A 25733-nucleotide genomic window follows, 5' to 3' on the forward strand; every position below is an offset into this window, starting at 1 on the left:
GTCACGTCTTGTCGTATCCTTCCAAAGCGTCCGCGATAGCGGCCGCGATCGGCATTCCGGTCTGATCTTCAATCCAGGCCCATTGCCCATTCGGGTTGCATTCCAGAAACCACCATTTCCCGTCCGGTGCCACCACGAAATCCAACGCGCCGAACCGCAAGTTCAGTGTGCTCAACAGTTCATTGACACGGCTTTGAACAAAGTTTGGTGTCTCGATGGCCGTATAGGTCAAGGACTCGTAGTCTGCCCGCCAGTCGACATACGCCGTGGCTGATTCCGTGTCTATTCGTGCGGCGAAGAATCGTCCATCCACCACGGTTAACCGGACCTCATAGGATTTCGGTACCCACTGTTGGAACATGTGCATGGTTCGGGCAATGTTCGGGTCGTTGCACTGTTCCGGGGTAACCACGCTGGCGAACACGTGGCGGTATCCTTCGGTGTCGGTCACGCCGTGCCCGCCGAACGGCTTGTACACCGCGCGGCCTACACCGGTGACGAACGCGCGGGCACGTCCCGGGTCGTTGGTGACCAGCGTACGTGGCACCGGTAACCCGCACGCCACGGCCGCGCCGAGTTGTGCCGGTTTGTACTCGGCATAGCCGATGTGGTGCGGATGGTTCAGCCATGGCCCCACGGCCGCCAGCAGCCCGCCGAACCCCATCCGCGCCTGCACGGCCGACCACCGACGTTCGTCGGCCGACAGGTCCGGGTGGAAGTCGAACCCGGTCGGTCGGCGGTAGTAGATCCCGGACACGTCGGCAAGGTTCACCGAGCGCCGCGCGGTCTGCAACCACGCTGCCGACCACGGCCCGCCGTTCAACTCGGCGGACACGGACAGCCGTTCGGGGAAGTCGGCAACATCGATCCGAACCACCGTGGTGTCCCGGCTGTTCAGTTCCTCCACGACCCGGTCGGCCGTGGGGTCGAAACGATCGGTCAGCACGAGCACAGACCGCGCGGCACCCACCATGATCAATCCTCCCGATGGTCGGTGTCACTGTCTTTGTTGGTGTACCGGCCGTCACCTCCATCGGTCACGGTGTTGGTCTGGCCGTCCGTGTGACGACTCATCGGGACCAACTGGCCCCCGTCGTCGCGCATCAAGCCCATTTGGGCATCCTCGTCATAACCGATGTCGGCGGGGTTCAGCGGCGTGACCTGACGTGGCCGCGTGCCCAACGTGAGCCCGAACGGGCGCACGGGTGACGCCGGTTCAGGGGCCGTGTCGACCATGCCGAACCGTCGACCGAGCGGGAAGTGACCCGACGACGGGAACGCGCCCGTCTCGGTCGGGCGTTCGTGCTGGTGTACGGGCATGTAATCCACCTCCGGTGGGTAGGGGGTTGGTCGCTATCCGTCATACACGGTCCGAGTCGGTGAGGCACCCGGCCCCGTCGCAGCCGTGACCGGGTACCGGGGTGACCATCTTCCGGCGCGCGGCCCGAACCGGTGCCATTTGGTCATGCCGTGCGCGGTGCGGCCCCCGTGTTGACCGGATCCGTTTCCGCATCGCTCCCGGTGCGTTCCAGGTCTTCCGCTTCCGCGCGCATCTTTTCAAGCGCCGCTGTACTCGTCTTGACGAGTTCCTCTAGGCTTTCTTCACTAAAAACCATTTCCAGAACACAGTCGCGCCTATTGCCAAACTGGAACTGAGCTTCATCAGCCACGATTTCACACGCGATGTCGCATCCATTATCTACGCGCACCCACGAGTCGACGCAAACTCCTTGATATGAAAACACCTAACCTACCTTCCTGTTGTCACACTTGGCCCCGCCGTTCGACGGGTGGCCGCTCCCGTAACGCGTGCCTCCCGCTCGGGCTATCGGCCGCGGCAAATTGTTGATTTGGAATCCGGCAGGCTCGCGCGGCATCGGGAACCAGCCGCAAGCCTGCCGGAAGTTCGATTGGACCGGGTTGTTCCGGATCACGGACGACATGACGGACGATTGGGCCACGACCACGCCGCTCCTTCCGGGCTTCACTGGATGAATCCGGCTATCGGAATCGGGCCGACGACCCGTTCGCACTTTTGGCAGGGCGGATGCGGCAGAGGACCGCCGGTCCAGTCGGGCGCGGGCGCTCCGCACACCGCCCAGAGCAGGGTTAGGCCGTCCACGTCGGTCGGGTGTCGGGGATGGCGTGCAGAAGCGGCCGGAAGAGCCCCGGCAGCCACCGCACGCCATCGGCCGACACGGTCCACTCGGCTCAGGCGACTTCGTCATCATCGGAGGGCGTGGCCGCGTCCGGGCCAACCCACACAAGGCGAGCCCGGATGTGGCTGCCGAACTTGAACCGGCGCAATGCGCGTTCCGGCGCCCGCAAGCTCATCCACTGCTTACCTTCGGCCGCGACGACTTCGACGTGATCATCGAACGCCATACCCCACGCGACGACCCATGCATCCACCCGCTCCCCGTACTCCTGGACCACGGCGAACAGCCGGGGCGCGCCGTCAGCGACCATGCTCTCCAGTTCGCGCCTGAACTCCGCCTCATCGCACAACGGCTCCTTGTCCGAGGGGTCGGGCACGTACGCGTCCAGCGGGTGACGGTGCGTCCGCTGGTCCCGGTCGTCCAGTTGGGGTTGCTGACCGTTGTGCGGGAGTGCTGTCGTCACGGGTTGTCTCCATCTGTGCCGGGTTGTTCTTCTCCGAGACCGCGCGGGTGCCCAGCCAGTCGGCGCAAGCGCGGACTACCCGCGTGATGGCGTCGCGCCCAACGGACGTACTGTTCCAATATCGGCATGACTGCAATCTACGATGTATATATACAAAGGTACATACATCGTTCGGGTGGAGCTGCTGTTGTCTCGTTGGTCAACTGCCACACTGTGGGTGACCAGGCCGAGCTGCAGGAGGGACACCAAGTGGTCGACCATCGCTCCGATCCGTCCGCGCTGCGCTTTCTGATCGGGCACGACCTACGGGTGGCGCGAGAACAGGCCGGCTTGAAACAGTCCGAGGCCGCCAAGGCGCTCGGCTGTAGCCAGGCGAAGATCAACTATCTGGAGACCGGCAAGACGCAGCAGAAACCCGACGAAGTGACCGCGCTGCTCCGCTCCTACGGTGCGGACGTGGAACACGTCGACCGCATGGCCTCGCTGGCGGCACGTGCCGATCAGGGCACCTGGTGGGCACCCTTCGGTGACGTGCTGCCCAACTGGTTCAGGACCTTCGTTGGGCTGGAGGGGCTTGCCGCCGCCGAGTTCACCTACGAATCCCTCTTGTTGCCCGGTCAACTCCAGACGCCTGACTACGCATCCGCGCTGCTTGTTGGCAATCTCCAGGTCCCACCGATGGACGCACCGCAGGTCGTTCGCGCTCGCATGGCACGGCAGCGACTCGCCGACGACGCCAACCCGTTGCGCTTCCGTGCTGTCATCGAGGAATACGTCCTTGATCGCATCGTAGGCGGCCCACGGGTCATGCGGACGCAACTGGAACACCTGCTCACCCACATGCAACGTGACAATGTCGAGCTGCATGTCATGCCGGTCACCGTCGCGGTTCATGACGGGCTCGACGGTGACTTCCTGCTTCTGGACTTCGACGAAGCCCAGAGCATCGGCTACATCGAGTACCCCACGGGCGCCATCTACGTACAGGATCAAGATCAAGTCGCGGCGTATACTTTGTCAGCGGACCGGTTGTGCGCCGCAGCGCTGTCGGTGTCTGATTCCGCCGACGCCATCGCCGCGCGCATCGAAACCTTGGCAACGAGTTCGGAGGACTGAGGATGACAACCGCCGACCGCCTCGCGTGGCGAACGGCCAGCTATAGCAGCGCTGGTGAGAACTGCGTCGAGGTGGCCCCGATAGCGGATGGCGTGGTGATCCGACACAGCAAGCACCCCACCGCCGGAACGATCACCTTCCCGTTCGGTGCGTGGGCAACATTTGTCCACGACGCCCGTAAGGGACTAGCCAGCACGAACGGCGTCGCCGCCATCACGACGATCGGCACCGACACCGTCGTGCGGTCGCTCACAACCACCATCGAACTGTACTTCGACGCCGAGGAGTGGTCCGCCTTCCTCGCCGGAGCGGCAGACGGCGAGTTCGATTTCACCAGGTGTCTTGCTGCCACTACCTGATCGTGACAATGCCAATTAAGCATGGCTCAGCGCCCTCCGGCGTTGAACGTGCGCGGAGTAGACCGAACCCGCGCTCACCCAACTCGATCAGCTTCTCCAGGTCAGGCGACTGCCGGAGCAGGTGGTCGGCGTGCCAAACCACGATCCCGTCCGACTCGCCCGACTCCACCCGCTCCAACAGCCGCTCCCACCCCCGGCCGCCGCACACCGCGCTTCCACGCCGACAACCCATCCTGTAGTTCCTCGCCCAACCTGGCGTCCACCCGGTCGATCACCTTGCGGTCATCGGCCCGCTGGGTGTCGATCTTCTCCAGCTCGCCCGTCTCCGGCACCCGCTGACAACCGGCCGTAGGAGCCCAGGCACACGCGCCCGATCGGCGCCCCCACCTGCGATAACACCGTGTTTGTGGCTCATGTCACCCAGAGTGCGACCGCAATGCAGGGTCGCCAACGGACCACACACAGCAGTGGTGCCCTTCTGTTTGAATCTGTCGCACTTCCGTATGAGATGCGCAAAACCATTGCCTGGAACGAACGGATCCAACAGAGTCGAACAGGCGTCGAAAAACCAGCAGTACACCTGGAATCCAACCTGAGTTACCCCATCCGGCGGAGTGCAGGCCGGTATCGGAGATTCGAAGATCAAACATTTCCCCAGGCAACCGTTCTCGGTTTGGTTGCGATAATGTTTGATCTGTCGCCCGAGCCGGAGAGGAAGGACACCTCCCATGCTGGCCAGCCAACGGCGCTCCCGAATCCTGGAGGAGGTGCAGCGCAGCGGTGCCGTGCGGGTGAGCGCACTCGTCGAGCACCTCGGCGTCTCGGATATGACGATCCGGCGTGACCTCGAGGTGCTGGCTCAGGAAGGCCGGCTACAGAAGGTGCACGGCGGGGCGGTGCTGCCCGGCGGGCCGAGCATCGAGGAGCCGGGCTTCGCCGCGAAGTCCGGCAGGCAGAACCCGGAGAAGCAGGCCATCGCGGCCGAGGCGCTGCGGTTGGTCGAACCCGGGATGGCGATAGGGCTTTCCGGCGGCACCACCACGTGGACCTTCGCCCGGCTGCTGCGCGACGTAGCCGATATCACCGTGGTCACCAACTCCGTGCAGGTCGCCGACCTGTTCTCGGGTGAGCCACGCACGGACCAGACGGTGGTGCTCACCGGTGGCATCCGCACGCCCTCGGAGGCGCTGGTGGGCCCGTTCGCGGTGTCGGCGATCCGTTCGGTGAACCTCGACCTGATGTTCATGGGCGTGCACGGGATGGACCTGCGCAGCGGGTTCACCACGCCGAACCTGGTCGAGGCGGAGACCGACCGCGCGTTCGTCGAGACCTCCCGCCGGTTCGTGGTCCTCGCCGACCACACAAAGTACGGGGTGCTGGGTATCTCGACCATCGCCGGCATCGACGCCGCCGACGTGCTGATCACCGACTCCGGGCTGGCCGAGGAGCACCGGATCGTGCTGCGCGAGCGGGTCGGCGAGCTGGTCGTGGTGGACGCCGGCCCCGGTACGGGTGACGAGGCCGAGGAGCCCCCGGCGTAACCGGCTACCGGCCCTCCACCTTCGCCAGCCACCGCTGCGCGGTGACCACCACCAGCAGGATCGTGCCACTGATCACGGCCTGCCAGTTGGAGTTCAGCGAACCCACCTGGTTGATCACGTTGCGGATGACCTGCAGCAGCAGGACGCCCACCAGCGAACCCAGCACCGTGCCCGCCCCGCCGGTCAGCAACGTGCCGCCCAGCACGACCGCGGAGATCACCTCGAGTTCCATCCCGACGCCGAGGACGGTGACCCCGGAGGAGGTGTAGGAGGCCATCAGCAGGCCGCCGAACCCGGCCAGCACGCCGCAGGTGGTGTAGGCGATCACCTTGGTCCGCAGCACCGGAAGGCCCATCAGGTCCGCCGCGTCCTCCTGCCCGCCGATGGCGAGCACCGTGGACCCGTACGAGCTGCGGCGCAGCAGCAGGCCGCCGATGCCGAAGGCCACCAGCACGATCCAGATCGGGTAGCCGATGCCCAGCAAGCCGCCCTGCGCCAGCTCGCGGAACGCCGAGCCCGGCGGCACCTTGTACGTCGTGGCGCCCTCGTCGCTGATCAGCAACAGCAGGCCGCGGGCGAACAGCAACCCGGCGAGCGTGACGATGAACGGGGGCAGCCCGCCCCTGGCGATCACCAGGCCCTGGACGAGCCCGATCGCGCCGCACACCACCAGCGGCACCAGCAGCGCCGCCAGGGTGCCGTACCGCGAACCCCACGCGGCCAGCACCCCGCCGAGCGCGAACACCGAGCCGACCGAGAGGTCGATCCCGCCGGACATGATCACGAAGGTCATGCCGAGCGCGACCACCGCGAGGAAGGACGCCTGCAGCGCGATGTTCTCCAGGTTTCCCGCGGTGCCGAAGGAGTCGAAGGCGAGGGTCGCGGCGAGCACGGAAGCCACCAGGATCACCAGCGCGCCCTGCCGCTGTGCCACCCGCGCCACGCGCGCCCTGGTGCCGCCGGAGCCGGCAGGCGCGGCCGCCACCGTTGTCGTCATGGTCTCGCCTTCCTGCGCCCGAGTTGCACGTAGACCGCGGCCACCACGATCACGGCCTGCGCGATCTGCGCCGTGGAGTCGGGGATGTCGTGGAAGATCAGCGTGGCGGTGATGAGCTGCATCAGCAGCGCGCCGGCGATGGTGCCCGCGATCCGCACCTGCCCACCGGACAGCGGTGTGCCGCCCAGCACCACGGCGGTGATCGCGGACAGCTCGACCAGCAGCCCCACCTTGGTCGGGTCGCTGGCCTGCGAACGGGCCGCCAGCAGCACCCCGGCCAGCGCGGCGAGCAGTCCACACAGGATGTATGTGGTCAGTAGCACCCTGGGTACCGGAAGCCCGCCGAGCTCCGCGGCCCGCTTGTTGCCGCCGATCGCCACCAGCTGCCTGCCGAAATTGCTGCGGCGCACCAGGAACCAGGTCACCGCCGCGACCACGGCCGCGATCACCACCACATACGGGACACCGAGCAGGCTCCCCGAGCCCAGCGCGACCATCCCGGGGTCACGGATACTCTTGATCTCGCCGCCGAACAGGTTCGCGACCCCGCGCCCGGCGACCATGATGCCGAGCGTGGCGATGATCGGCTGCACCCCGATCCGCGCCACGAGGGTGCCCGCGAGCGCACCGCTCACCCCGCCCGCGAGCACCGCGATCGCGATCGCCACGCCCGTGCCGTAGCCGATGTAGAGCGGGATCAGGGCGGCGGCCAGCGCCATCACCGCCCCCACCGAGAGGTCGATGCCCTGGGTGCCGATGACCAGCGCCATCCCCAGCGCCACGATGAGCACCGGGGTCACCTGGATGAGCTGTAGTCGCAGGGTCGCGTCGCTGACGAAGTTGTCCGTGATCGCGACGTTGATCGCCAGGAGCAACACCAGCGCCACGTAGACGCCGTTGCGCCGGATCCAGTCCGGGTCGATCCGCCGGCGCCGCGGGCGCTCCGGTTTCTCGCGCGACCGCGGCTTGCTGGCCAGCCGTTCACTCATCCGAACCCTCCTCGCCGGATCCGGCGTGCCCGGCCAGCGCCGCGAGCAGCGCGGCGCCGGTCATCCGGTCCCCGGCCAGCTCCCCCGTCACGGTGCCGTCGTGCAGCACCAGGATGCGGTCGGCGCCCTCGACCAGCTCGTCCATCTCGCTCGAGACCAGCACCACCGCGAGCCCCTGCCCGGCCAGCTCGTCGATCAGCGCCTGCACCTCGGCCTTGGCCCCGACGTCGATGCCACGGGTGGGCTCGTCCAGCAGGAACACCGTGGGTTCGGTGCACAACCAGCGGGCGATCAACACCTTCTGCTGGTTACCACCGGACAGCTCCCGCACCGGCTGCCTCGGGTTCGCCACCTTGATCCGCAGGCGACGCACGAAGGTGTCCACCAGCTCGTCGATCCGCCGCTCGGACAGGATGCCGGCCCGGGACAGCCGCGGCAGCACGGCCAGTGCGATGTTGTCGCGCACCGAGAGGCCGGGGATGATGCCCTCGGCCTTGCGGTCCTCGGACAGCAGCGCGATCCCGGCGCGCAGCGCGTGCCGCACCGAGTTCGGCCGCACCCGCCTGCCGCCGACCTCGACGCTCCCGGACCGGACGGGCAGCGCCCCGTACACCGCCTTGACCGTCTCGCTGCGACCGGAGCCGAGTAACCCGCCGAGGCCGAGCACCTCCCCCGGCCGTACGGACAGCCCGACGCCGTGCAGCCGGTTGCGGACCTCGAGGCCGTCCGCGGTGAGCACGGGTTCGCGATCCCGGTCGTGCTTGCCTTCGAAGCCGGTCGCCCCGCCGCGCGCCACCTCGCCCGCGTCCCGGCCGAGCATGTGCGCGACCAGGGTGACCCGGTCCAGCTCGGTCATCGGGCCGGTGTGCACCCGCCTGCCGTCGCGCAGCACCGTGACCCGGTCGCACAGCCGCCACAGCTCGTCCAGCCGGTGCGAGACGAACACGATCCCGACGCCGCGGCCGGCGAGGTCGCGCGCCACCTGGAACAGCGTCGCGACCTCCTTGGCCTCGAGGGAGGAGGTCGGCTCGTCCATGATGACCACCCGGCTGTCCACCGACATCGCCCGCGCGAGCGCCACCATCTGCTGCACCCCGAGGCCGAGGCGGCCGAGTTCCCCGGTGACGTCGATATCGACACCGAGGGACCCGACCAGCTCGGCGGCCCCGCGGTTCATCTTTGCCGTGTCGATGAGGCCGAACCGGGTACGCGGCTCGCGGCCGAGGAACACGTTGCGGGCCACCGACAGCAGCGGGACGAGGTTGACCTCCTGGTAGATCGTGGAGATCCCGGCCCGCTGGGCCTCGGCGGGCCGGTGGAACTCGACCTCCGCACCGGCGAACCGCACCGCACCGGAGTCCGGCCGGTGCACACCGGTCAACACCTTGATCAATGTGGACTTACCGGCGCCGTTCTCACCGACCAGGGCGTGGATCTCGCCCCGCGCGAGCGAGAAGTCCACACCCCGCAGCGCGTGCACGCCGCCGAACGACTTGGTCACACCCTCGGTCTCGAGCACGACCGTCGTCCTAGAAGGCGTCGCCGATGTTGGCCTCGGCGTTCTCCGCGTTGTACTCGTCGTCCTCGATGATCACGTCCTCGGGGATCGGCTCGCCGGCGTAGAACTTCTCGGCCGTCTCGAAGGCCAGCGGGCCGAACCGCGGGTTCGACTCGATGACCGCGTTGATGTCACCGTCCACGATGGCTTGCACGGCGTTGCGGGTACCGTCGATCGACACGATCCTGACGTCCTGGCCGGGGTCCAGGCCGGCGGCCTGCACAGCGGTGACCGCACCGAGTGCCATCTCGTCGTTGTGCGCGTAGATGGCATCGATGTCCGGATTGGACTGCAACAGTTGCTCGGCGACCGCCTGCCCCTCGTCCCTGGCGAAGTTCGCTGTCTGCTCCGCGACGATCTCCAGGTCGGAGTAGCGTTCCCGCACCTGGTCCTGGAAACCGGAGTTGCGGTCCTCGGTGACGTTGTTGCCCGAGGAGCCGAGCAGGACGGCGACCTTCGCCGTGCCACCGGTTACCTCGTTCAAGGCGTCCGCCGCCCGCCTTCCCTGCTCGTAGAAGTCCGAGCCGAGGAAGGCGACGTAGTCCGCGCAGTGGGTGTTGGTGACCTTGCGGTCGATGGTGAGTACCGGAACGCCCCGCTGCTTGGCGGCGTTCAGGGCCGGATCCAGCCCGTCCGAGTTCACCGGCGCCACGATGAGGAAGTCGACTCCCTGGCTCAGCATGTTCTGGATGTCGGCGATCTGCTTGGGCAGCTCGTTGTTGGCGTTGGTGACGAGCAGGTCGCGCACCCCGGCCTGCTCGGCGGCCTGGCGGATGGACTTCGTCTCCGCGGCGCGGAAGGCGGCGGTGTCCGGTTCGGACTGGGAGAACCCGACCACGGCCTCGCCGAGGTCGATCTTCTCGGCGCCGTAGTCCGCCAGCGTGCAGCCCTCGCCGGAGCTCTCCTTGACGACCTGCTGATCGCCCCCGTCGTTGCCCCCCACGGGTGCCGCCTCCTCGTTCGTGCCAGGGTTGGTGCACCCCACCAGCGCCAGCCCGAGCACGGCGGCGGAGGCGAGCAGGCGCCGGTGGCGTGGCGGTGTCGTACTGGTCATCGGAACTCCTTTGTCCACGGGGTTGAGGGTCCGGGGGCGGGGCCCCGCCCCCGGACGTGCTTCACTCGCCTGCGGCGGCGAGCTCGGCCACCTCCTCGGCGGAGAGAGCACGGTCGAACAGGCGGACGTCGTCCACGTCGCCGTGCAGGAAGTCGACCTGCTGGCCGCCGTACTCGGCACGGCCGATGACGGTGTTCCCGCTGGAGCCCGCGGCGGAGCAGGCGCTCCTGCTGTCCACCCGCTCGCCGTCCACGTACAGTTCCAGCGTTCCGGCCTGGGCGTCCCGCACGCCGGTCAGGTGGTACCAGCGGCCGGGCTCCGGCTTGGTGGGCGAGAGGGCCCGCAGCCCGACGAAGCTCATCGCCCAGCGCTGGTCCTGGCCGGAGTACTGCAGGAAGAACGCGCTGTTCTGGCCGGTGTCCTGGCTGACGACCGTCTGGAACCCGCCGCCTGCCTCGTCCAGCTTGACCCAGGCCGAGGCGCTGTAACTGCCCGCGGTGTCCAGCAGGGGCGCGCCGAGGTCGGCCGCGCCGGAGCCGGCGAAGGACAGCCCGCCATCGTGCACGCCCCCGGCCCACTCGGTGCCGGTCAGGCTCGCGTCGGCATCGCCCACGGCATCCGCCGCGGTGGACCCGCTGCCCTCGTTGAACTTGTAGGCGTGCACGCCCCGCAGGCCCGGGGTCCCTGGATCGGGGTCGGGGCCGCCGTCCCCGCTACCGTCGGCCTCCCGGATGATCCTCCGGTTGATCGCGCGCACCTGGTCGAAGTCCATCTTCGCCACCTGCCGGTCGTAGGTGAAGAAGCCGTTGACCTCGTGCTCCACGTCGGTGACCTGGGTGTAGATGGCCCCGCCGATGCCGCAGCGCTGGGCCGCGTTCAGCACCTCGCGCTGGTTGTCCACATAGGCCCGGGTCAGCGACTCCTTGCCCGGCATCATCCGGTAGGCGTGACCCTCGCCGAACCACATGTGGCCCTCCACCTCGAGGCCGTAGCCGCCGTGCTCGCCGTCGATCGCGGCGCGGGTGGCGTCCGGGCTCGGCTGGGCGGGTCCGGGGTAGGCGTGCCAGTCGATGATGTCGCCCTTGCCCGAGTCACCGAGCGAGGCGCAGCAGTTCACCCCGCTGTGCGCGTTGACAAGGCGGGTGGGGTCCTGCTGCTTGATCTCCTCGGCGATCCGGCCGGTGGCCTCCTGGGACCATTCGCCCCAGCCCTCGTTGAACGGCACCCAACCGATCACGGAGGTCCAGTTCTTCTTCTCCTCCACCAGCTCGTCCAGCTCGGTCTCGAACTGTCGCTGCGCTTCGGCGGGCGGGCGAGGTCCGGTGCGCATGGAGGGCATGTCCTGCCAGACCAGCAGCCCGAGCCGGTCCGCGTGGTAGTACCAGCGGTCGGGTTCGGTCTTGATGTGCTTGCGCACGGTGTTGAAACCGAGTTCCTTGTGCTGCTCGAGGTCGAACCGCAGCGCCTCGTCGGTCGGCGCGGTGTAGATACCGTCCGGCCAGTATCCTTGGTCCAGTGTGGACATATGGAACAGGATCTCGCCGTTGAGCGTGATCCGTAGCTTGCCGTCCGCGCCCTTCGCCGTGCCGATCTCCCGCATCCCGAAGTAGGAGGACACCCGGTCCAGCGGCCACCAGCCGTCGCTGAGCACCACCTCGAGGTCGTAGAGGAACGGGGACTTCGGGGACCAGAGCTTGGCGTCCGGCACCGGGACCCGCAGTCGCTCGTTCGCGGGCCCGGTCCTGTGGCCGACGATCCGGTGGCCGTCCCGCACGATCACGGTGGCCCGCAGGTCGGGGTCCTGGCGCCCCTGCGTGTTCACGGTCAGGCCCAGGGTGTTCGTGCCGATGTCCGGAACCATGTCGAGGTTCTCGACCGAGGAACGCGGTACCGGTTCCATCCAGACGGTCTGCCAGATCCCGGAGGCGCCCTCGTAGAAGATCCCGCGGTCGGGAACGCGGCGCTGCTTGCCGACCGGCTGCCAGGTGGCGTCGGTGCGATCCTCGACGCCGACCACGATCTCCTGCTCACCGGAGCGGGTGAGCGCATCGGTGACATCGGCCGAGAACGCGCCGTAACCACCACGGTGCGTGGCGACCTGCCGCCCGTTCACGTAGACGGCCGCGTCGTAGTCCACGGCGCCGAAGTTGAGCATCAGCTGGTTCCACCGGCCCACATGCCAGTTCCGGGGCACGGTGAAGGTGCGGCGGTACCACATGTAATCCTCGTGCCGCTGGATACCGGACAGCGCGGACTCGGTGGGGTACGGCACCAGGATCCGCTCGTCCAGCGTCTCGCCGAACGGCGGCTCCTCCCCCCGCGTGGCGCCGGCGAACTCCCAGACGCCGTTGAGGTTCTGCCACTTCTTGCGGGTCAACTGCGGGCGGGGGTACTCCGGCAGCGCGTTGTCCGGGGACACCTGCGCGGTCCACGGGGTGACCAGGCGCGGATCCCCCATCTCCCAACCGTTGCCGGCGGGCAGGGCGGCGGCCGGAGCCACGGTCACGACCATCAGCAACGCGAAGAACGTTGCGGCCACAACGGATCGGGAACGTCTTCTGCTTCGTCGAGTCGGTGCGGCGAGGGACGGCATTGTCGAACACCCTTCTCGGGACTCCGCCAGCGAGCGGCTGGCGCCACGGCACCCGGGGCGAGACACGTTGACGCGGATCTCACGCCGGCGTGAAGCATTTCACACACGCCGGCTCGCGATGTCAACACTTACAACCAGACTCAACCACATTTCAACATCTCTGCGGGCTCACCTCCACCGCCCAGACGACGCTCCGTAGCCGCGTATCCGCCGACGGAGACGGCTGGTCCCGCTCATTTGGGCGGAAACCGCCGGGGCGACAGCAGCCGACGCACCTGTTCGGTTCTGTGTTTTTTGTGGTTGACTTCGACCGGGGCTGGGTAACGAGCGTGGTGTGGCAGCAGTACCCGGACCGCGCGGCTCCTCGCGAGGACCGCGCCCCTCGCGACCCGCCGCTGCCAGTCCTGTTCGGACACAGTGGCCGAACAAGCGTCAGCTGTTCCGGTGGCGGCCGTTCGCACCCTTGAACGCCTTCGCGACCACGTTCGAGGGGCGCATCACCCCAGCACGACCGACGAGAAACCGACCGCTTGCACCGTTCGCGGGCGGGACAGCCCCAACCCGAACTCCTCGGCGCTCGTCGAGGGGCCGGGGATCGCGATCCGGGCCGTGAGCAGCCGACGCACGGGGCTCGCGATCCGACCGGCCGCTGACCAACCCGCGACGTGCGGCCTCCAGGTTTGTCAGTGGCTTGCCAGCGCATCGGTGGCTTCGTGTCCGGCGTTGGTGGTTCGGCGTAGGAAGCCGGCGATCAGCTCGAGTTCGGTCGCGGTGTAGTTCGCGCAGACCTCGTCCATCGCGGCGTTCATCCCGGCGAACAGGCCGAACAGTTCGGCGTTGCGGTTGCGTAGCACTTCGACAGTGACGGCACGCCGGTCCGTGGCGTCCGGTTTGCGTTCCCGGGTGATCCACCCGCCCTGTTCGAGCCGGTCGAGGATGCCGGTGACGGTGGCGGGATGCAGGCCGGCCCGCCCCGCGATGGCGCTGGGGCCGAGTGGGCCGTGCCTGCCGATCAGGTCGAGACAGTCCAGGTCTATGTCTTTGAGGCGGACCCGGCCGGCCACCCGGTGGGTGAACAGCGAGAGCTGGTTGTTGAGGCCCCGCAGCGCCTGCTTGACGGCGGTAGCCTGCCGCCGATGAGAAGGTTGTTTGTAATTCATATGATATTATCTCCGTATTGTACGACTTACAGATATCCTATCCTTGGAGGTCGGATGAGTCCCGCCAGACACCCCCGAGCCGCCGTCACCGGTCAGCGGTACTCCCGTGGTGACCACGTCCCACCTCGGGAGCTGACAACGATCCGATCGGACCTCGTCCCGCTGCCCGCCCAGGACGTCCTGACACACCTGGTGTTCCGGCGTTTTGCGTCGTGTCCGATCTGCAACGTGCACCTGCACTCGGTCGCCCGTCGGCACGACGAGATCACGGCAGCGGGGGTCCGCGAGGTCGTGGTGTTCCATTCGCCGGTCGAGGCGATGCTGCCGCACCAGGGTCAGCTCCCGTTCGATGCGGTCGCCGACCCGGACTACCGGCTCTACCGCGAGTTCGGTGTGGGGTTCTCGCTGCGGGCGGTGCTGGATCCACGGGCGTGGACCGCCTGGTTGAAGCCACAGGCATGGCGCGTCGGCATACGCGAAGTGCGTGATCCGGGCGGGAAGTGGTTCTCGATCCGGGGCGCTAGCATGCGGGGAATGCCCGCGGAGCTGCTCATCGAGCCGGACGGGCACGTGCTCGCCGCCAAGTACGGCACGCATGCCGATGACCAGTGGAGCGTGGACGAGGTACTCCGTCTGGCCTCGGCACAACGGCGGAAGTGAGGAGGTCCACCGTGCACGCCGCCTACCTGGTTGTCACGATCCTGGTGATCGTGGCCAATGCCTTCTCCGGCATCGTCGCCCTCACGCGGTTCAAGCCGATACTGCCCCGGATGGCCGCGGTCGGTGTGCCCGAGTCATGGCTGGTGTTCCCGATCGGGACGCTGAAGACCGCGGGTGCCCTCGGCCTGCTGGCCGGGCTGCTGGGGATGCCGCTGGTCGGCATCGCCGCGGCGATCGGCCTGGTCCTGTTCTGGGTCTGCGCGGTGCACACACACCTGCTCGCCGGCGATTACTCGCCGCGATTGCTCGTCCCCGGTGGGCTGTTCCTGTCGCCCGCCGTCGGCTCACTGATACTGGGGATCGCTGCCCTGTGACGCAACGACATGCGGTGATCATCGGCGGTGGCATTGGCGGCCTGTGCGCCGCCATCGGCCTGCGCAAGGCGGGCCTGCGGGTCACCGTGCTCGAGCGCGCACGCGAGTTCACGGATATCGGCGCGGGAATCACGTTATGGCCCAACGCGTTGCGTGGCCTGGACGCGCTCGGGCTCGGTGGGCGCATCGCACCGTTGCTGATGCCCCAGGCCGCGGGCAAGCTCCGCGACCATACCGGCCGCTGGTTGACCCGGTGGGACGCCGACCGAGTGGAGCGTGCGTTCGGGCGGCCGCTGCTCGCGATTCACCGTGCCCAGTTGCTCGACCTACTTCGCGACGCGCTGCCGGCGGACACGGTGCATCCCGGTGTCGAGGTCACCGACGTGGACAGGGCGGGCACGGTGCGGTGGAACGGCGGTGAGGTCGGAGCGGACCTCGTGGTCGGCGCGGACGGCATCCACAGCACGGTCCGCACGGTGTGCTGGCCGGACCACCCCGGAGCGGCCTACTGCGGCAGCACGGGGTTTCGTGCGGTCGTCGACCTGCCCGACCGTCGAGAACTGTCCGGCGTCATCGGCAAGGGCGTCGAGATCGGGTTGGTGCCGCTGACCGGCGAGCGACTGTACTGGTACATCGCCGAGCGGGCACCCCGCGGCACCCGGCACGACGACAGGCGAGCGCACCTGCTGCGGCTGTTCGCCGCGTGGCCGGAGCCGATCCCCGAGTTGATCGAGCGCACCCCGGAGCACGCGATCATGCAGCATGACCTGCTCGCGCTCGACTCGCCCCTGCCAAGCTACGTCGCCGGCCGGGTCGCACTGCTCGGCGACGCCGCACACGCGATGCCGCCCTTCCTCGGGCAGGGCGGATGCCAGGCCATCGAGGACGCCGTCGTGCTCGCCGCGTCGCTGGCGCAGCCCGACGTCGGAGCCGGGCTGCGCGAGTACGACCGGCGCCGCAGGCCCCGTAGCCAAGCGATCGCACGGCAGTCCGCGCGTGCGGGGCGGATGGGATCACAACTCGCGAACCCGATCGCGGTCGCGGTACGCAACGCCGCGATCCGGCTGCTGCCGCCGGCGATGACCGCTCGCGCCGCCGTGAAACCCGCTCAGTGGTCGGCGCCCACCATCGGCACCGGCTGACCGGACGCAGCAACGTCGCACGGTCGGATCCGGAGGCGGGTCCTCACGGGGCACAGCGGCCGCCGGGTTTCCCGCCCGCGGCCGAGCACGGTTGGTTCGCACCGGCCGGTGCCTGTCCACAGTACCCGGAGTTCGGATACTGGCTACTGTGGACCTTGGGGAGCCCAGCCAGCACTTTACGAGTGGATGGTCGAGGGCGACATCGACGAGGCCCACAACTGACACAGCAGCCGTCACGACCGAAAGCGCGACCGAGCCGATTCACCGACAGACAGTCCCGTGACCGGCAGTTCGTGGACGCCGTAGATGTTCATGTCGGTCCTGAGTTTCACGTCACTGGCAGGGACGGCGAGCTGGAGGTCCGGGAAGCGGCGCAGCAGTCCCTCGAAACCGGCCCGCATCTCGATGCGGGCGAGTTGCTGGCCGAGACATTGGTGGACGCCGTGCCCGAAGGACAGGTGACCGCGTGCCTCGCGGTGGATGTCCAGAATGCCGGCGTCGTCGAAGCGCCGGGAGTCGTGGTTGGCGGCCAGCAACGAGATGACCACGGTCGACCCCATCTCGATGGTTTCACCGCCGAGTTCGATGTCCTCCGTTGCGTAGCGATAGAAGATGTCGGCCACGGACAGATAGCGCATGAGCTCCTCGACGGCACCGGGTAGCAGGTCCGGGTCGGCGCGCAGCTCGGCCGACTGCTGGGGGTGCTCCAGCAGCGCGAAGGTGCCCAGCCCCAGCATGTTGGCTGTGGTCTCGTGACCCGCGAGCAGCAGCAGGAAGGCGGCGCCGGTCAGCTCCTCGATGGTGAGGTCGTCCTGGCTGGCCAGGTCGGACAGGATGTCTTCGCCGGGTTCGGCGCGCTTGCCCGTGACCAGTTCGGCCAGGTACGCGGTCATGGCACCGTACGCGGCCATCTTCTCGTCGAGCGTCTGGTCCTTGACCAGGAACCTGGCGGAGTTGACCTGGAAGTTCTCCCGGTCCGCGTACGGGACACCCAGCAGCTCACAGATCACCAACGAGGGCACCGGAAGCGCGAACTCCTTGACCAGGTCGACGGGCGGGGTCAGGCGCGTCAGCTCGTCCAGTTGCCGCTCGGTGATCTCGGTGATGCGCTCTTCGAGCTGCTTCATGCGCCTGACGGTGAAGGCGCCGGTGAGCCTGCCGCGCAGCCGGGTGTGGTCCGGCGGGTCCATGGCGATGAACAGGCCCGGTACCTGCGGGGACGGTTCGGTGGCGGCGGGCATGCCGGGAGTCTCGTACGGCACGTGGAGAACGCCGATGTCCTGGCGGGAGCTGAACCGGGTGTCCGCCATGACCTGGCGGACCGCGTCGTAGCCGGTGACGAGCCAGCCCTCATGGCCGTCGGGAAAGACCAGAGGGCTGACCGGGCGGGCCTCGCGCAGCCGGGTGATCTGGCGGGGCGGGGCGAAGGGGCCCGCATCGCGCTTCATGGGAAGGCCATGCGGGACGGGAACCGGGCGAGTCATCGGACGTCCTTTCGTGGTGGTGGCCACGGCCACCATCACCGGCTGTCCTGACACCGGGCTGACACGGCTCGGCCACCGGAAACATGCCGATCACCCGTGGCAAAATCAGCCGGGTGCAGATCGGGATACTCGGACCATTCGAGGTTCGTACGGACGGCGGCGCCCTCGCCGACGTTCCCGGTGCCCGGCTGCGCGGACTGGTGACCGCGCTGGCCCTGGAACCGGGTCAGGTGGTCCCGAAGGCGAAGCTGATCGAATGGATCTGGGGTGACCACCCGCCCTCCGACGCGGCGAATGCCTTGCAACGCTTGGTTTCCCGGCTGCGGAAGGCGCTGCCGGAAGGGCTGGTCGATGGTCGGCCCAACGGCTACCGGTTGACGGTGGAACCCGACACCGTCGACGCCGTGCGGTTCGAACGCCTCGTCGCCAAGGCCCGCGAGGACGAGGATCCGCGACGGCTGCGCGAGGCCCTCGCGTTGTGGCGCGGGGCGGCCATGCAGGACGTCGATCTACCCGACAGCGCGGCGTTCGACGCGGCCGTCACCCGGCTCGAAGGACTGCGCCTGACGGCCATGGAGGACCGGTTCGACGCCGAGATCGGCCTCGGCCACGGTGCGAAGCTGGCCCCGGAACTGACCGACCTGGTGGCCGCGCATCCGGTACGGGAACGGCTTGTCGCTGCGCTGATGCGTGCCCTCGTCGCGACCGGTCGCGACAGCGAGGCGCTGCTCGTGTACGAGCGCACGAGGAAGACCCTGGCCGACGAGCTGGGCGTCGACCCGGCACCGGAGCTGTCCGCATTGCATGTCGCGCTGCTGCGGGGCGAGTTGGGAAGGCGGCGGGAGGAGAACCGCAAGACCAACCTGCGTGCCGAGCTGACCAGCTACGTCGGCAAGGACGCCGATGTCGCCACGGTCCGCGAGCTCGTCGCAGAACATCGGCTCACCACCCTGATCGGACCGGGCGGCTCGGGGAAGACCCGGCTGGCCGTGGAAAGCGCGCGCACGCTGCTCGGCGACCTGCCGGACGGGGCCTGGCTGGTCGAGCTCGACGCCATCGGCGCCGACGGTGACGTGGCGCAGGCGACGCTCGACGCGCTCGGGCTGCGGGATACGCTGCTCGGCGAGGCACCGGACGCGGAGCCGGCGGACCGGGTCATCGCCGCGGTCCGCGAGCGGACGATGTTGCTGGTTCTGGACAACTGCGAGCACGTGATCGAGTCCGCGGCGACCTTCGCCCATCGGGTGCTCGGCGAGTGCGGGCGGCTGCGGATCCTCGCCACGAGCAGGGAGTCCCTCAGCATCACCGGCGAGGCACTGTGGCCGGTCGTCCCGTTGGTCCTGCCCGCGGAGGACGCCGAACCCGGCGAGATCGAGTCCGCTCCGGCCGTCCGGTTGCTGCGGGACCGGGCCAGCGCGGTGCGCAGGGACCTCGCGGCCGATCCCGGCACAGCCCACATCCTGTCGACCATGGCGCGCGTATGCCGGGCGCTGGACGGGATGCCGCTGGCCATCGAACTCGCCGCAGCCAGGTTACGCACCATGTCCCTCGATCAGCTCGCCAGCCGGCTCGACGACCGGTTCCATTTGCTGACCGGCGGCAGCCGTACCGCGCTACCGCGGCACCGGACGCTGCGTGCGGTGATCGACTGGAGCTGGGAGCTGCTGACCGACGCCGAACGCGTAGTCCTGCGCAGGCTCTCGGTGTTCTCCGGTGGTGCGAGCCTGGAAGCGGCCGAGCGGGTCTGCGCGGGAGACGGGGCCGAGACCGGTCAGGTGCTCGAGTTGCTGACCGCGCTGGCCGAGAAGTCGCTGGTGGTCACCGAGGGCGAGGGGGCGCCTCGCTACCGGATGCTCGGCACGATCAGGGAGTACGCCGGGCAGCGCCGCGCGGAGGCGGGCGAGTCGGAGCTGACCCGCCGCGCGCATCTCGCGTACTTCACCGATCTCGCCGAAACCGCGGAGCCGCATCTTCGCCGCGCCGAGCAACTGGAATGGCTTGCCGCGCTCGAGGTCGAGCACGACAACATCGCTGCCGCGATGCGCGGCGCGCTCGCGGCCGGCGAGGCAGCGGGGGCGATGCGGCTCGCGGCGGCAGCCGGCTGGTACTGGTTGCTCGGCGGACACCGGGCGGAAGGCATCGAGCTGACCACCGCGGCCGCCGGCATGCCCGGCGAGGTCACCGACGAGGTACGGGCGACAGCGTACGCGTTCGCTGCGTACTTCATCACCGCAGGGCAAGCCGGCCCGTACCAGGCTCAGGAGTGGATCCATCCGGCTTACGACATCAGCAGGCGCCTGCGGCGCCGCCATCCGACGCTGGGGTTCGTCGCGCTGTTGGAACGCATGCTGCGGGAGCCGACCGACTTCCTGCCCGCGTTCGAACCGCTACTCCTCGACGACGACCCGTGGACGCGCGCGCAGGCCCGGCTGACCCGTGGCCGGATGCGGATCATGCTCGGTCGCGACGTACCCGACGCGGACGCGGACATCGAGACCGCGCTCGCCGAGTTCCGCGCACTCGGCGAGCGCTGGGGGATCGCCTCGGCGCTGACCGCGCTGGCCGACCGGCTCGCGATGCGCGGAGAGTTCGACCGCGCGTGCCGGTACTACGAGCGGGCGGCCGAGACCGTGACCGAGGTCGGCGCGATCGAGGACGTGCTCCGGATCCGGGCGCGGCAGGCCCAGGTGTACTGGCTGTCCGGCGACGAGCAGCCGAGCGCATCCGCCATGGCCGAGGCACAGCGGTGCGCGGACCGGATCGTCTGGCCGGACTCGCTGGCCGAGCTGGCCCTGGCGAAGGCGGAACTCGCACGCTGGCATGGCGACCCTGACCAGGCGTACCAGCAGCTCGCCCAGGCCAGAGCGCTACTGGGGGACGCCGAGTCACACATCCAGGGAGTGACGCGTGACCAGCTCGGCTACCTTGCCGAGGACCTCGACGAGGCCCGCGAACATCGCGCCGCGGCTTTCCGCGCGGTATCCAAGACGGGGAACGCACCCATGATCGCCCAGGTGCTCGTCGGGATCGCGGACCTGGCGCTGCGCGAAGGGCAGTACGAGCAAGCCGCGCGGCTGCTGGCGGCGAGCGCGGGCGTGCGTGGTCTGCAGGATCGTTCCCAACCGGATGTGGGCCGGATCGAGCGGGCCGCGCGACGTCGCCTCGGTGACACGCGGTTCACCGAGGCGACGCGGGAGGGCACGCGGGCGGACTGGCGTGAGCTGGTCGCGGTCACGCTCGCTTCGTGAACGTGGCGGAGGCCCACAGGTACCCGACGAGCGCGATCCCGGCGCACCAGGCGAGGGCGGCGAGCACGTCACCGGTGGCCGGCGCACCGCCCAGCGGCACGGACGCCATGCCCGCCGTTTCCGGGGACTTCGCCGCCAGTCCCAAGGAGACCGTGAGCCAGCCGGCCGCGAAACCGAGTAGCACGACGATGCCGACCACGCCGAGCCAGTCGGGAAAACTCGCCGACGGGCTGAACCCCAGCAGGTAAGCAACCCCGACAAGCGCGGCGATGGCGACCAGGTTCGTCAGCAGACTGGCGATGACGCGACCGGTCAAGATCGCGCTGCGGGAGACGTCCATGACCTTGAACCGGTTGATGATGCCCTTGGTCATGTCGGAGTTCACCGCTGCCGGATTCCGGGCCACATGTTTGAAGTTGCGGCGCAGCATCACCATCGAATGGGACTTCATTTCGCGACCGCCTCCGTGGTGTGCCCCGTGAGTGCGAGGAAAACGTCATCGAGGTCCGGCGTGTGGACGGAGAACTCCTCGGCATTGATCGAGTACTCATCGAGCCGGTCCAGCAGCGCCCGCAACGACTTCGTCCCGCTATCGCCGGGAACCCGCAGGGTCAGCGCCTCGCCGTCCCGCGTGGAGCCGGCGATGACCCGCGCGGCCGCGTCGAGTTCGGTGACGGTGGTGAATCGGAGCCGGACGTGGGTCCCGGGGCGCCGGCGCTTGAGCTCCCCGGGAGTGCCCTCGGCGACCGGGCAGCCCTGGTCGAGCACCGCGATCCGGTCGGCGAGCTGGTCGGCCTCCTCGAGGTACCGGGTGGTGAGTAAGATGGTCACGCCATCGGCCACCAGCGTTCCAGCAGCTCCGGGACGACCCGCCCGCCCGCGGAACCCTGCTTCAGGTCCACCATCAGCTGCGGGTTCTCCCGCCCTGTCAGCAACTCGTCGACCGCCGCGAACTGACCGGCGCACCGTCCCACCGTCGGCCCGCAACGACGTGGTCAGCACGTTCACCGTGGTGGTCTCGCCTGACCCGTTCGGACCGAGCAGGCAGAAAACCGCACCCGCACGGACATTCAGATCGACGCCGTCGAGCACGACTTGGTCCTGGTAGGCCTTCCGTAGCCCGGGAGCCATGGGTCGCCAGATCTGTCATACGACCACCGGGGTCGGCCGGCCTGACACGACTCCTGACACGGGCCAGGCGCTCGGGCTACCGTTCGCCCACCCACTCGGTTGCGTGTTCCTGGACGAACTCGGCAAAGCCGCGGGGCGGGCGGCCGGTGAGGTCCAGCACCGCGGTGCTGACCTGGTCGTCCCGACCAGCCCTTATGCCGTCTTCCACCGCGGCGAGGGCGGCGGCGAACTCGGCAGGCATGCCCGCGGCCCGGTAGCCGGCCGCCTGCTCGTCGACCCCGATCGGCACCACCCGGACCGGCCGTCCGGTGCGGGCGGTGATGATCGCCGCCGCGTCCGGGTAGCTCAATGCCTGCGGCCCGGTGAGCAGGTAGTCCCGCTGGTCGGGCTCGATGCCGGGCGCGGTCAGCAAGGCGGAGGCAGCGGCCGCGATGTCCCGCGCGTCGATCCAGCCCAGCCGGCCGTCACCGGCGGCTGTGCGGATCTCGCCGTGCCGCCGGATCCGCTCGCCCACCGGGTGTGGACTCAGGAAGTTCTGCATGAACCCGGACGGACACAGCACGACCCACCCAGGCTGGGCACGCACCTGCGCGGCCAGCTCCAGTGCGCCGGGAGCGTTCGGCAGCACGATGGCGGAGCCCAGGAGCACCACCCTGCGCACGCCGAGGCGCTGCGCCTCGGCCAGGAACGGCCCGACCAGCGGCATCGGATCCACGCTCAGCGGCGGAGGCACCAGGAAGACCCGGTCCACCCCGCGCAGCACGGCCGGGTGGGTGGCCGGGTCGTGCCAGTCGAACCGGACCGCATCCGGGTCACCGGCAGGCGGGTTGCGGCTGGCCACCCGGACCGGCACGCCGTTGCCGCGCAGCAGTTCCACCAGCGCGCCGCCGGTCTTCCCGGTGCCGCCGGTCACCAGCACGCCGGTCATCGGGTGACCTCGGAACGCAGCGAGTCGAGCAGCTCGGGCAGCGTCCCGGTCGCCGAGGCGGTGGCCAGCGGGCTCCAGTAGTCCCGGTAGCGGGTGATCAGGCCGTCCTGGACGGTGGTCACCACGATGTAGTCCAGCCGGTAGGGCTCGCCGGTGCGCACCGTACGCCCGGTCCCGGTGAACTCCACGACAACGGTGTCCGGCTGGTGCGTGTGGTGCACGGTGATCGCGGGGACCTCCCGCATGTCCATCACCTCCGGTAGGCGGGCCAGGTAGTCGCGGACCTGGTCTCGCCCGGCCAACCGGCGCGGTGCGCTTCCGGTGGCGAACGGGAACTCGGCGGTGCCGTCTTCGGCCCACAACTCGGCGACGGCGTCGGTGTCCTTGGCCAGCATCAGTTCCAGCAGCCGGCGGAACGTCTCCTCAGGTGTTCTCGGCACGGTGTCCTCCAGCGTTCGACGAGGTGTGACCAGTTCAGGTTGGACGCGGGCCCGCCACCGGGAAACGGACAGCCGGGCCACGGACCGCCGGTCCGTGGCTAAGCCGGGCGGCCGGTGCCACCATGGGCGGAGTGAGCAGAGGTGAACTGGCCGATTTCCTGCGCCGCAGGCGGGACGCGCTGCGCCCGGACCAGGTGGCGGCAACGGCCACCCACCCTCCGGGCCGACGTGCCCGGCGTGCTCCGGGCCTGCGCCGCGAAGAGGTGGCCGCACTGGCCGGTGTGTCGGTCAGCTACTACGAGCGGCTGGAGCAGGCGCGCGCACCGCGCCCCTCGCCGGAGGTGCTGGCCACGCTGGGTACGGCACTGCGGCTCACCGCCGCGGAGCGCGAGCACCTGGCGCGGCTGGCCGGACAGGTCCCGCCCGCCACGGACGCCGATCGAGGACCGGTGCCGGCCCACGCCCACCGGCTGCTGCATCGGCTCGGGCCGATACCCGCCTACCTCGTCGACGGGCGGCAGGACATCGTGGCGTGGAACAGCGCGGCAGCCGCGTTGATCACCGACTTCGGGCTGCTGCCACCCGAGGAACGCAACACCGTGACGCTGTCCATCCGGCTGGGTGGCACCGTCTGCTCGGCACCGGAGGGCGCCGAGGGCGAGTTCACCCGGCAGTCCGCCGCCCAGCTACGCGCGGCCAGCACCCGCTACCCGGCCGACCGCGTCCTCGGCGAGCGGATCAACGAGTTCGCCGCGCGCAGCCCGGACTTCGCCGCCGGGTGGCGCGACCACGACGTACGCCCCGTACCGACTCTGCGCAAGCGCTTGCGCCACCCCCGGCTCGGTGAGCTGGAACTGGACCGGCAAACCCTGCTGCTGCCCGGAACCGACCTGCAGCTGGTGACGTACACCGCAGAACCGGGCAGCCCGAGCGCCACCGCGCTCGCTCACCTCGGAGCCCGCGGCGACTGACCCGGCGCAGACAAGGCACGTGCTGGCCCCGGCGACGGGGAAGGCACGTCGGTGGCGTTGCTGCACGTTCGACCTCGAGGACCGAGCCCCTCGGGCTCCGGTTGGGTACGGCAGGGTCATCCGATCAGGTCGAGGAACTCCCAGCGGGCTTCGGGCTGTGCGCCGCTGAGCCACTTCCCGCAGTTCTGCAGGACCACGGGTCCCGAGGTGATGTGCTGGGTGCCAGTGGCGAGATCACGCAGGAACCGGTCGATCGGACCACGCCGGATCGCGGCCGTAGCCGCCCATCGGTGCGCCGCCTGACCGACCTCGTGCGCGGTCCAGGTCGCGTGGTTGAGCGCCAGCCGGACCAGCGTCTCCTGTTCGGTACTCAGCGGCTCGCCCGCGGCCAGGGTGTCTTCGTTGTCGTGCCACACCTGCATTGCCCACGCTCGTGCCGCACGCAGCTTGGCTTCGGCTGTCGCGTACTCGGCATGGAACTGTGCGGTGTCGACGGCGGCACCGAACGTGCCGAACTTTCTCGACGCATACAGCTTCAGCTCGTCAAGCAGTCGCCGCCCGACACCGAGCGCCCAGCCGGTGTGCACGATCGCGGACATGTTCACCAGGCCGACGCGGTAGATCGCGCCGCCGTTGGCGGGGACCATCGTCGTCGCGAGGTAGGTGTGCGTCTCCGGGACGTACACCTCGGCACAGTGGTAATCGATGCTGCTCGTCGCGCGGAGCCCGAGCACATCCCAGTTGTCGACGAGAGTCACCTGCGACTTGGGCATGGCCAGCACCCGCGGCTCCCCGGTGCCCGCGACCTGGATCGCACTGTGGATGTGGGTGGCCAGCGCCATCCCGGAGGCGAACTGCCAGTCCCCGCTCACCACGTAGCCACCGTCCACCGGGACGGCCTGGCCCGGCCGGGTTCCGTGGCCGGACAGCAAGGCGTAGTCACCACCCGCGACGTCGGGGAAAAGCTCCGCCGCCGCGACCGCACCGAGGTAGGCCGCAGTGGTGCCCGTCATCATCTGCAGCGCCATCATCGTCCATCCGGCCGCGGCGTCGTAGTAGCTGAGCCGCTCGATCGTCTCGATCAGCTGACGCGGGGAGAACTCGTAACCGCCGAGGTTCTCCGGCAGGCCTGCCCGGACGATCCCGGACGCCAGCAAGGCCTGCGCCGTGTCCTCGGTGAGCCTGCCCAGTTCCTCGGCCGCGTCCGCATTCGCTTCGATGGAGTCGCGGAGCGCGTCGATCCGTTTGAGAATCGCAGGAAACTCCTCGCTGACGTGCAACCGGGCCGAGGCTGTCATGGGATGGTCGCTCCTTGTCGTCGGTGCCGATCCCGCGATTCTTCATGAACCGGGGGGCAGGGTCGTCC

The 25733-nt window shown here is 69.0% G+C and carries 23 protein-coding genes and 1 pseudogene; 8 read left to right on the plus strand and 16 right to left on the minus strand.

The window, feature by feature from the left end:
- Window position 1: 1 nt before the first annotated feature.
- The 4 genes from tgmB to FB471_RS12090 all read right to left on the minus strand — a co-directional run bounded on the left by tgmB (window position 2) and on the right by FB471_RS12090 (window position 2622).
- Window positions 2-973 carry an ATP-grasp ribosomal peptide maturase gene (tgmB, locus tag FB471_RS12075; protein WP_211358019.1) on the minus strand — a complete coding sequence of 324 codons (972 nt, stop codon included), beginning with the start codon at window positions 971-973 and terminating at the stop codon, window positions 2-4.
- 2 nt (window positions 974-975) lie between these two features.
- Window positions 976-1320: a putative ATP-grasp-modified RiPP gene (tgmA, locus tag FB471_RS12080; protein WP_141997876.1), complete on the minus strand. Its 345-nt coding sequence runs from the start codon at window positions 1318-1320 to the stop codon at window positions 976-978.
- Between the two features lie 143 nt (window positions 1321-1463).
- On the minus strand, window positions 1464-1670 hold the full coding sequence (locus FB471_RS12085; RefSeq protein ID WP_141997878.1) for a hypothetical protein: 207 nt from the start codon (window positions 1668-1670) through the stop codon (window positions 1464-1466).
- Window positions 1671-2211: 541 nt separating this feature from the next.
- Window positions 2212-2622, minus strand: a complete 411-nt coding sequence (locus FB471_RS12090) for a hypothetical protein (RefSeq protein WP_246076362.1) — start codon at window positions 2620-2622, stop codon at window positions 2212-2214.
- A 213-nt stretch (window positions 2623-2835) separates the two neighbouring features.
- Between FB471_RS12090 and FB471_RS12095 the strand changes: the two genes are divergently transcribed.
- From FB471_RS12095 to FB471_RS12105, 3 genes are all read left to right on the plus strand, one after another.
- Window positions 2836-3738, plus strand: a complete 903-nt coding sequence (locus FB471_RS12095) for a helix-turn-helix domain-containing protein (protein WP_246076363.1) — start codon at window positions 2836-2838, stop codon at window positions 3736-3738.
- Window positions 3739-3740: 2 nt separating this feature from the next.
- On the plus strand, window positions 3741-4097 hold the full coding sequence (locus tag FB471_RS12100; protein ID WP_141997880.1) for a DUF397 domain-containing protein: 357 nt from the start codon (window positions 3741-3743) through the stop codon (window positions 4095-4097).
- Window positions 4098-4825: 728 nt separating this feature from the next.
- Complete coding sequence (locus FB471_RS12105) at window positions 4826-5638, plus strand: DeoR/GlpR family DNA-binding transcription regulator (protein ID WP_141997882.1); 813 nt, start codon at window positions 4826-4828, stop codon at window positions 5636-5638.
- A gap of 4 nt (window positions 5639-5642) precedes the next feature.
- On the opposite strand, the gene FB471_RS12110 is transcribed toward FB471_RS12105, so the two are convergent.
- From FB471_RS12110 to FB471_RS12135, 6 genes are all read right to left on the minus strand, one after another.
- Complete coding sequence (locus tag FB471_RS12110; protein WP_141997884.1) at window positions 5643-6635, minus strand: ABC transporter permease; 993 nt, start codon at window positions 6633-6635, stop codon at window positions 5643-5645.
- Window positions 6632-7624 (minus strand): ABC transporter permease, encoded by a 993-nt coding sequence (locus tag FB471_RS12115; protein ID WP_141997886.1) that lies wholly within the window; start codon window positions 7622-7624, stop codon window positions 6632-6634. Before FB471_RS12115 ends, FB471_RS12110 begins: the two co-directional genes overlap by 4 nt.
- The gene (locus tag FB471_RS12120) at window positions 7617-9143 is read right to left on the minus strand and encodes a sugar ABC transporter ATP-binding protein (RefSeq protein ID WP_141997888.1); all 1527 of its coding nucleotides are present in this window, start codon (window positions 9141-9143) and stop codon (window positions 7617-7619) included. The genes FB471_RS12115 and FB471_RS12120 overlap by 8 nt, the downstream gene beginning before the upstream one ends.
- A 10-nt stretch (window positions 9144-9153) precedes the next feature.
- A complete protein-coding gene (locus FB471_RS12125; protein WP_141997890.1) occupies window positions 9154-10236 on the minus strand; it encodes an ABC transporter substrate-binding protein in 1083 nt (360 codons plus the stop codon).
- 61 nt (window positions 10237-10297) lie between these two features.
- Entirely contained in the window at window positions 10298-12748 is a 2451-nt protein-coding gene (locus tag FB471_RS12130) for a LamG-like jellyroll fold domain-containing protein (protein WP_246076706.1), read from the minus strand.
- 764 nt (window positions 12749-13512) lie between these two features.
- Window positions 13513-13989, minus strand: a complete 477-nt coding sequence (locus tag FB471_RS12135; protein ID WP_141997894.1) for a MarR family transcriptional regulator — start codon at window positions 13987-13989, stop codon at window positions 13513-13515.
- A 54-nt stretch (window positions 13990-14043) separates the two neighbouring features.
- Between FB471_RS12135 and FB471_RS12140 the strand changes: the two genes are divergently transcribed.
- From FB471_RS12140 to FB471_RS12150, 3 genes are read left to right on the plus strand one after another with little or no spacing between them, the layout of a single operon-like run.
- Window positions 14044-14649: a peroxiredoxin-like family protein gene (locus tag FB471_RS12140; RefSeq protein WP_141997896.1), complete on the plus strand. Its 606-nt coding sequence runs from the start codon at window positions 14044-14046 to the stop codon at window positions 14647-14649.
- Window positions 14646-15023 carry a DoxX family protein gene (locus FB471_RS12145; protein WP_246076364.1) on the plus strand — a complete coding sequence of 126 codons (378 nt, stop codon included), beginning with the start codon at window positions 14646-14648 and terminating at the stop codon, window positions 15021-15023. Before FB471_RS12140 ends, FB471_RS12145 begins: the two co-directional genes overlap by 4 nt.
- Window positions 15020-16165, plus strand: coding sequence for an FAD-dependent monooxygenase (locus tag FB471_RS12150; RefSeq protein WP_141997898.1), 1146 nt, complete (start codon window positions 15020-15022; stop codon window positions 16163-16165). The genes FB471_RS12145 and FB471_RS12150 overlap by 4 nt, the downstream gene beginning before the upstream one ends.
- Window positions 16166-16398: 233 nt before the next feature.
- On the opposite strand, the gene FB471_RS12155 is transcribed toward FB471_RS12150, so the two are convergent.
- Window positions 16399-17649: a cytochrome P450 gene (locus tag FB471_RS12155; protein ID WP_141997900.1), complete on the minus strand. Its 1251-nt coding sequence runs from the start codon at window positions 17647-17649 to the stop codon at window positions 16399-16401.
- A gap of 113 nt (window positions 17650-17762) precedes the next feature.
- Here FB471_RS12155 and FB471_RS12160 point away from each other — a divergent pair, with 113 nt between their 5' ends.
- Complete coding sequence (locus FB471_RS12160; RefSeq protein WP_141997903.1) at window positions 17763-20897, plus strand: ATP-binding protein; 3135 nt, start codon at window positions 17763-17765, stop codon at window positions 20895-20897.
- Here the strand turns inward: FB471_RS12160 and FB471_RS12165 are convergent.
- The 4 genes and pseudogenes from FB471_RS12165 to FB471_RS12180 form a co-directional block, all read right to left on the minus strand.
- Complete coding sequence (locus tag FB471_RS12165; RefSeq protein WP_141997905.1) at window positions 20881-21348, minus strand: ABC transporter permease; 468 nt, start codon at window positions 21346-21348, stop codon at window positions 20881-20883. The genes FB471_RS12160 and FB471_RS12165 overlap by 17 nt on opposite strands.
- Window positions 21345-22028: pseudogene (locus FB471_RS12170) on the minus strand (ATP-binding cassette domain-containing protein). Before FB471_RS12170 ends, FB471_RS12165 begins: the two are co-directional and overlap by 4 nt.
- Window positions 22029-22104: 76 nt before the next feature.
- Window positions 22105-22956: a Rossmann-fold NAD(P)-binding domain-containing protein gene (locus FB471_RS12175; protein WP_141997910.1), complete on the minus strand. Its 852-nt coding sequence runs from the start codon at window positions 22954-22956 to the stop codon at window positions 22105-22107.
- Complete coding sequence (locus FB471_RS12180; RefSeq protein WP_246076365.1) at window positions 22953-23396, minus strand: nuclear transport factor 2 family protein; 444 nt, start codon at window positions 23394-23396, stop codon at window positions 22953-22955. The genes FB471_RS12175 and FB471_RS12180 overlap by 4 nt, the downstream gene beginning before the upstream one ends.
- Before the next feature lie 131 nt (window positions 23397-23527).
- Between FB471_RS12180 and FB471_RS12185 the strand changes: the two genes are divergently transcribed.
- A complete protein-coding gene (locus tag FB471_RS12185) occupies window positions 23528-24367 on the plus strand; it encodes a helix-turn-helix transcriptional regulator (RefSeq protein WP_141997912.1) in 840 nt (279 codons plus the stop codon).
- Between the two features lie 116 nt (window positions 24368-24483).
- Here the strand turns inward: FB471_RS12185 and FB471_RS12190 are convergent, their stop codons facing one another.
- On the minus strand, window positions 24484-25665 hold the full coding sequence (locus tag FB471_RS12190) for an acyl-CoA dehydrogenase family protein (RefSeq protein WP_141997914.1): 1182 nt from the start codon (window positions 25663-25665) through the stop codon (window positions 24484-24486).
- Between the last annotated feature and the right edge of the window lie 68 nt (window positions 25666-25733).

It is taken from the genome of Amycolatopsis cihanbeyliensis, assembly GCF_006715045.1.
Classification (GTDB): Bacteria; Actinomycetota; Actinomycetes; order Mycobacteriales; family Pseudonocardiaceae; genus Amycolatopsis; species Amycolatopsis cihanbeyliensis.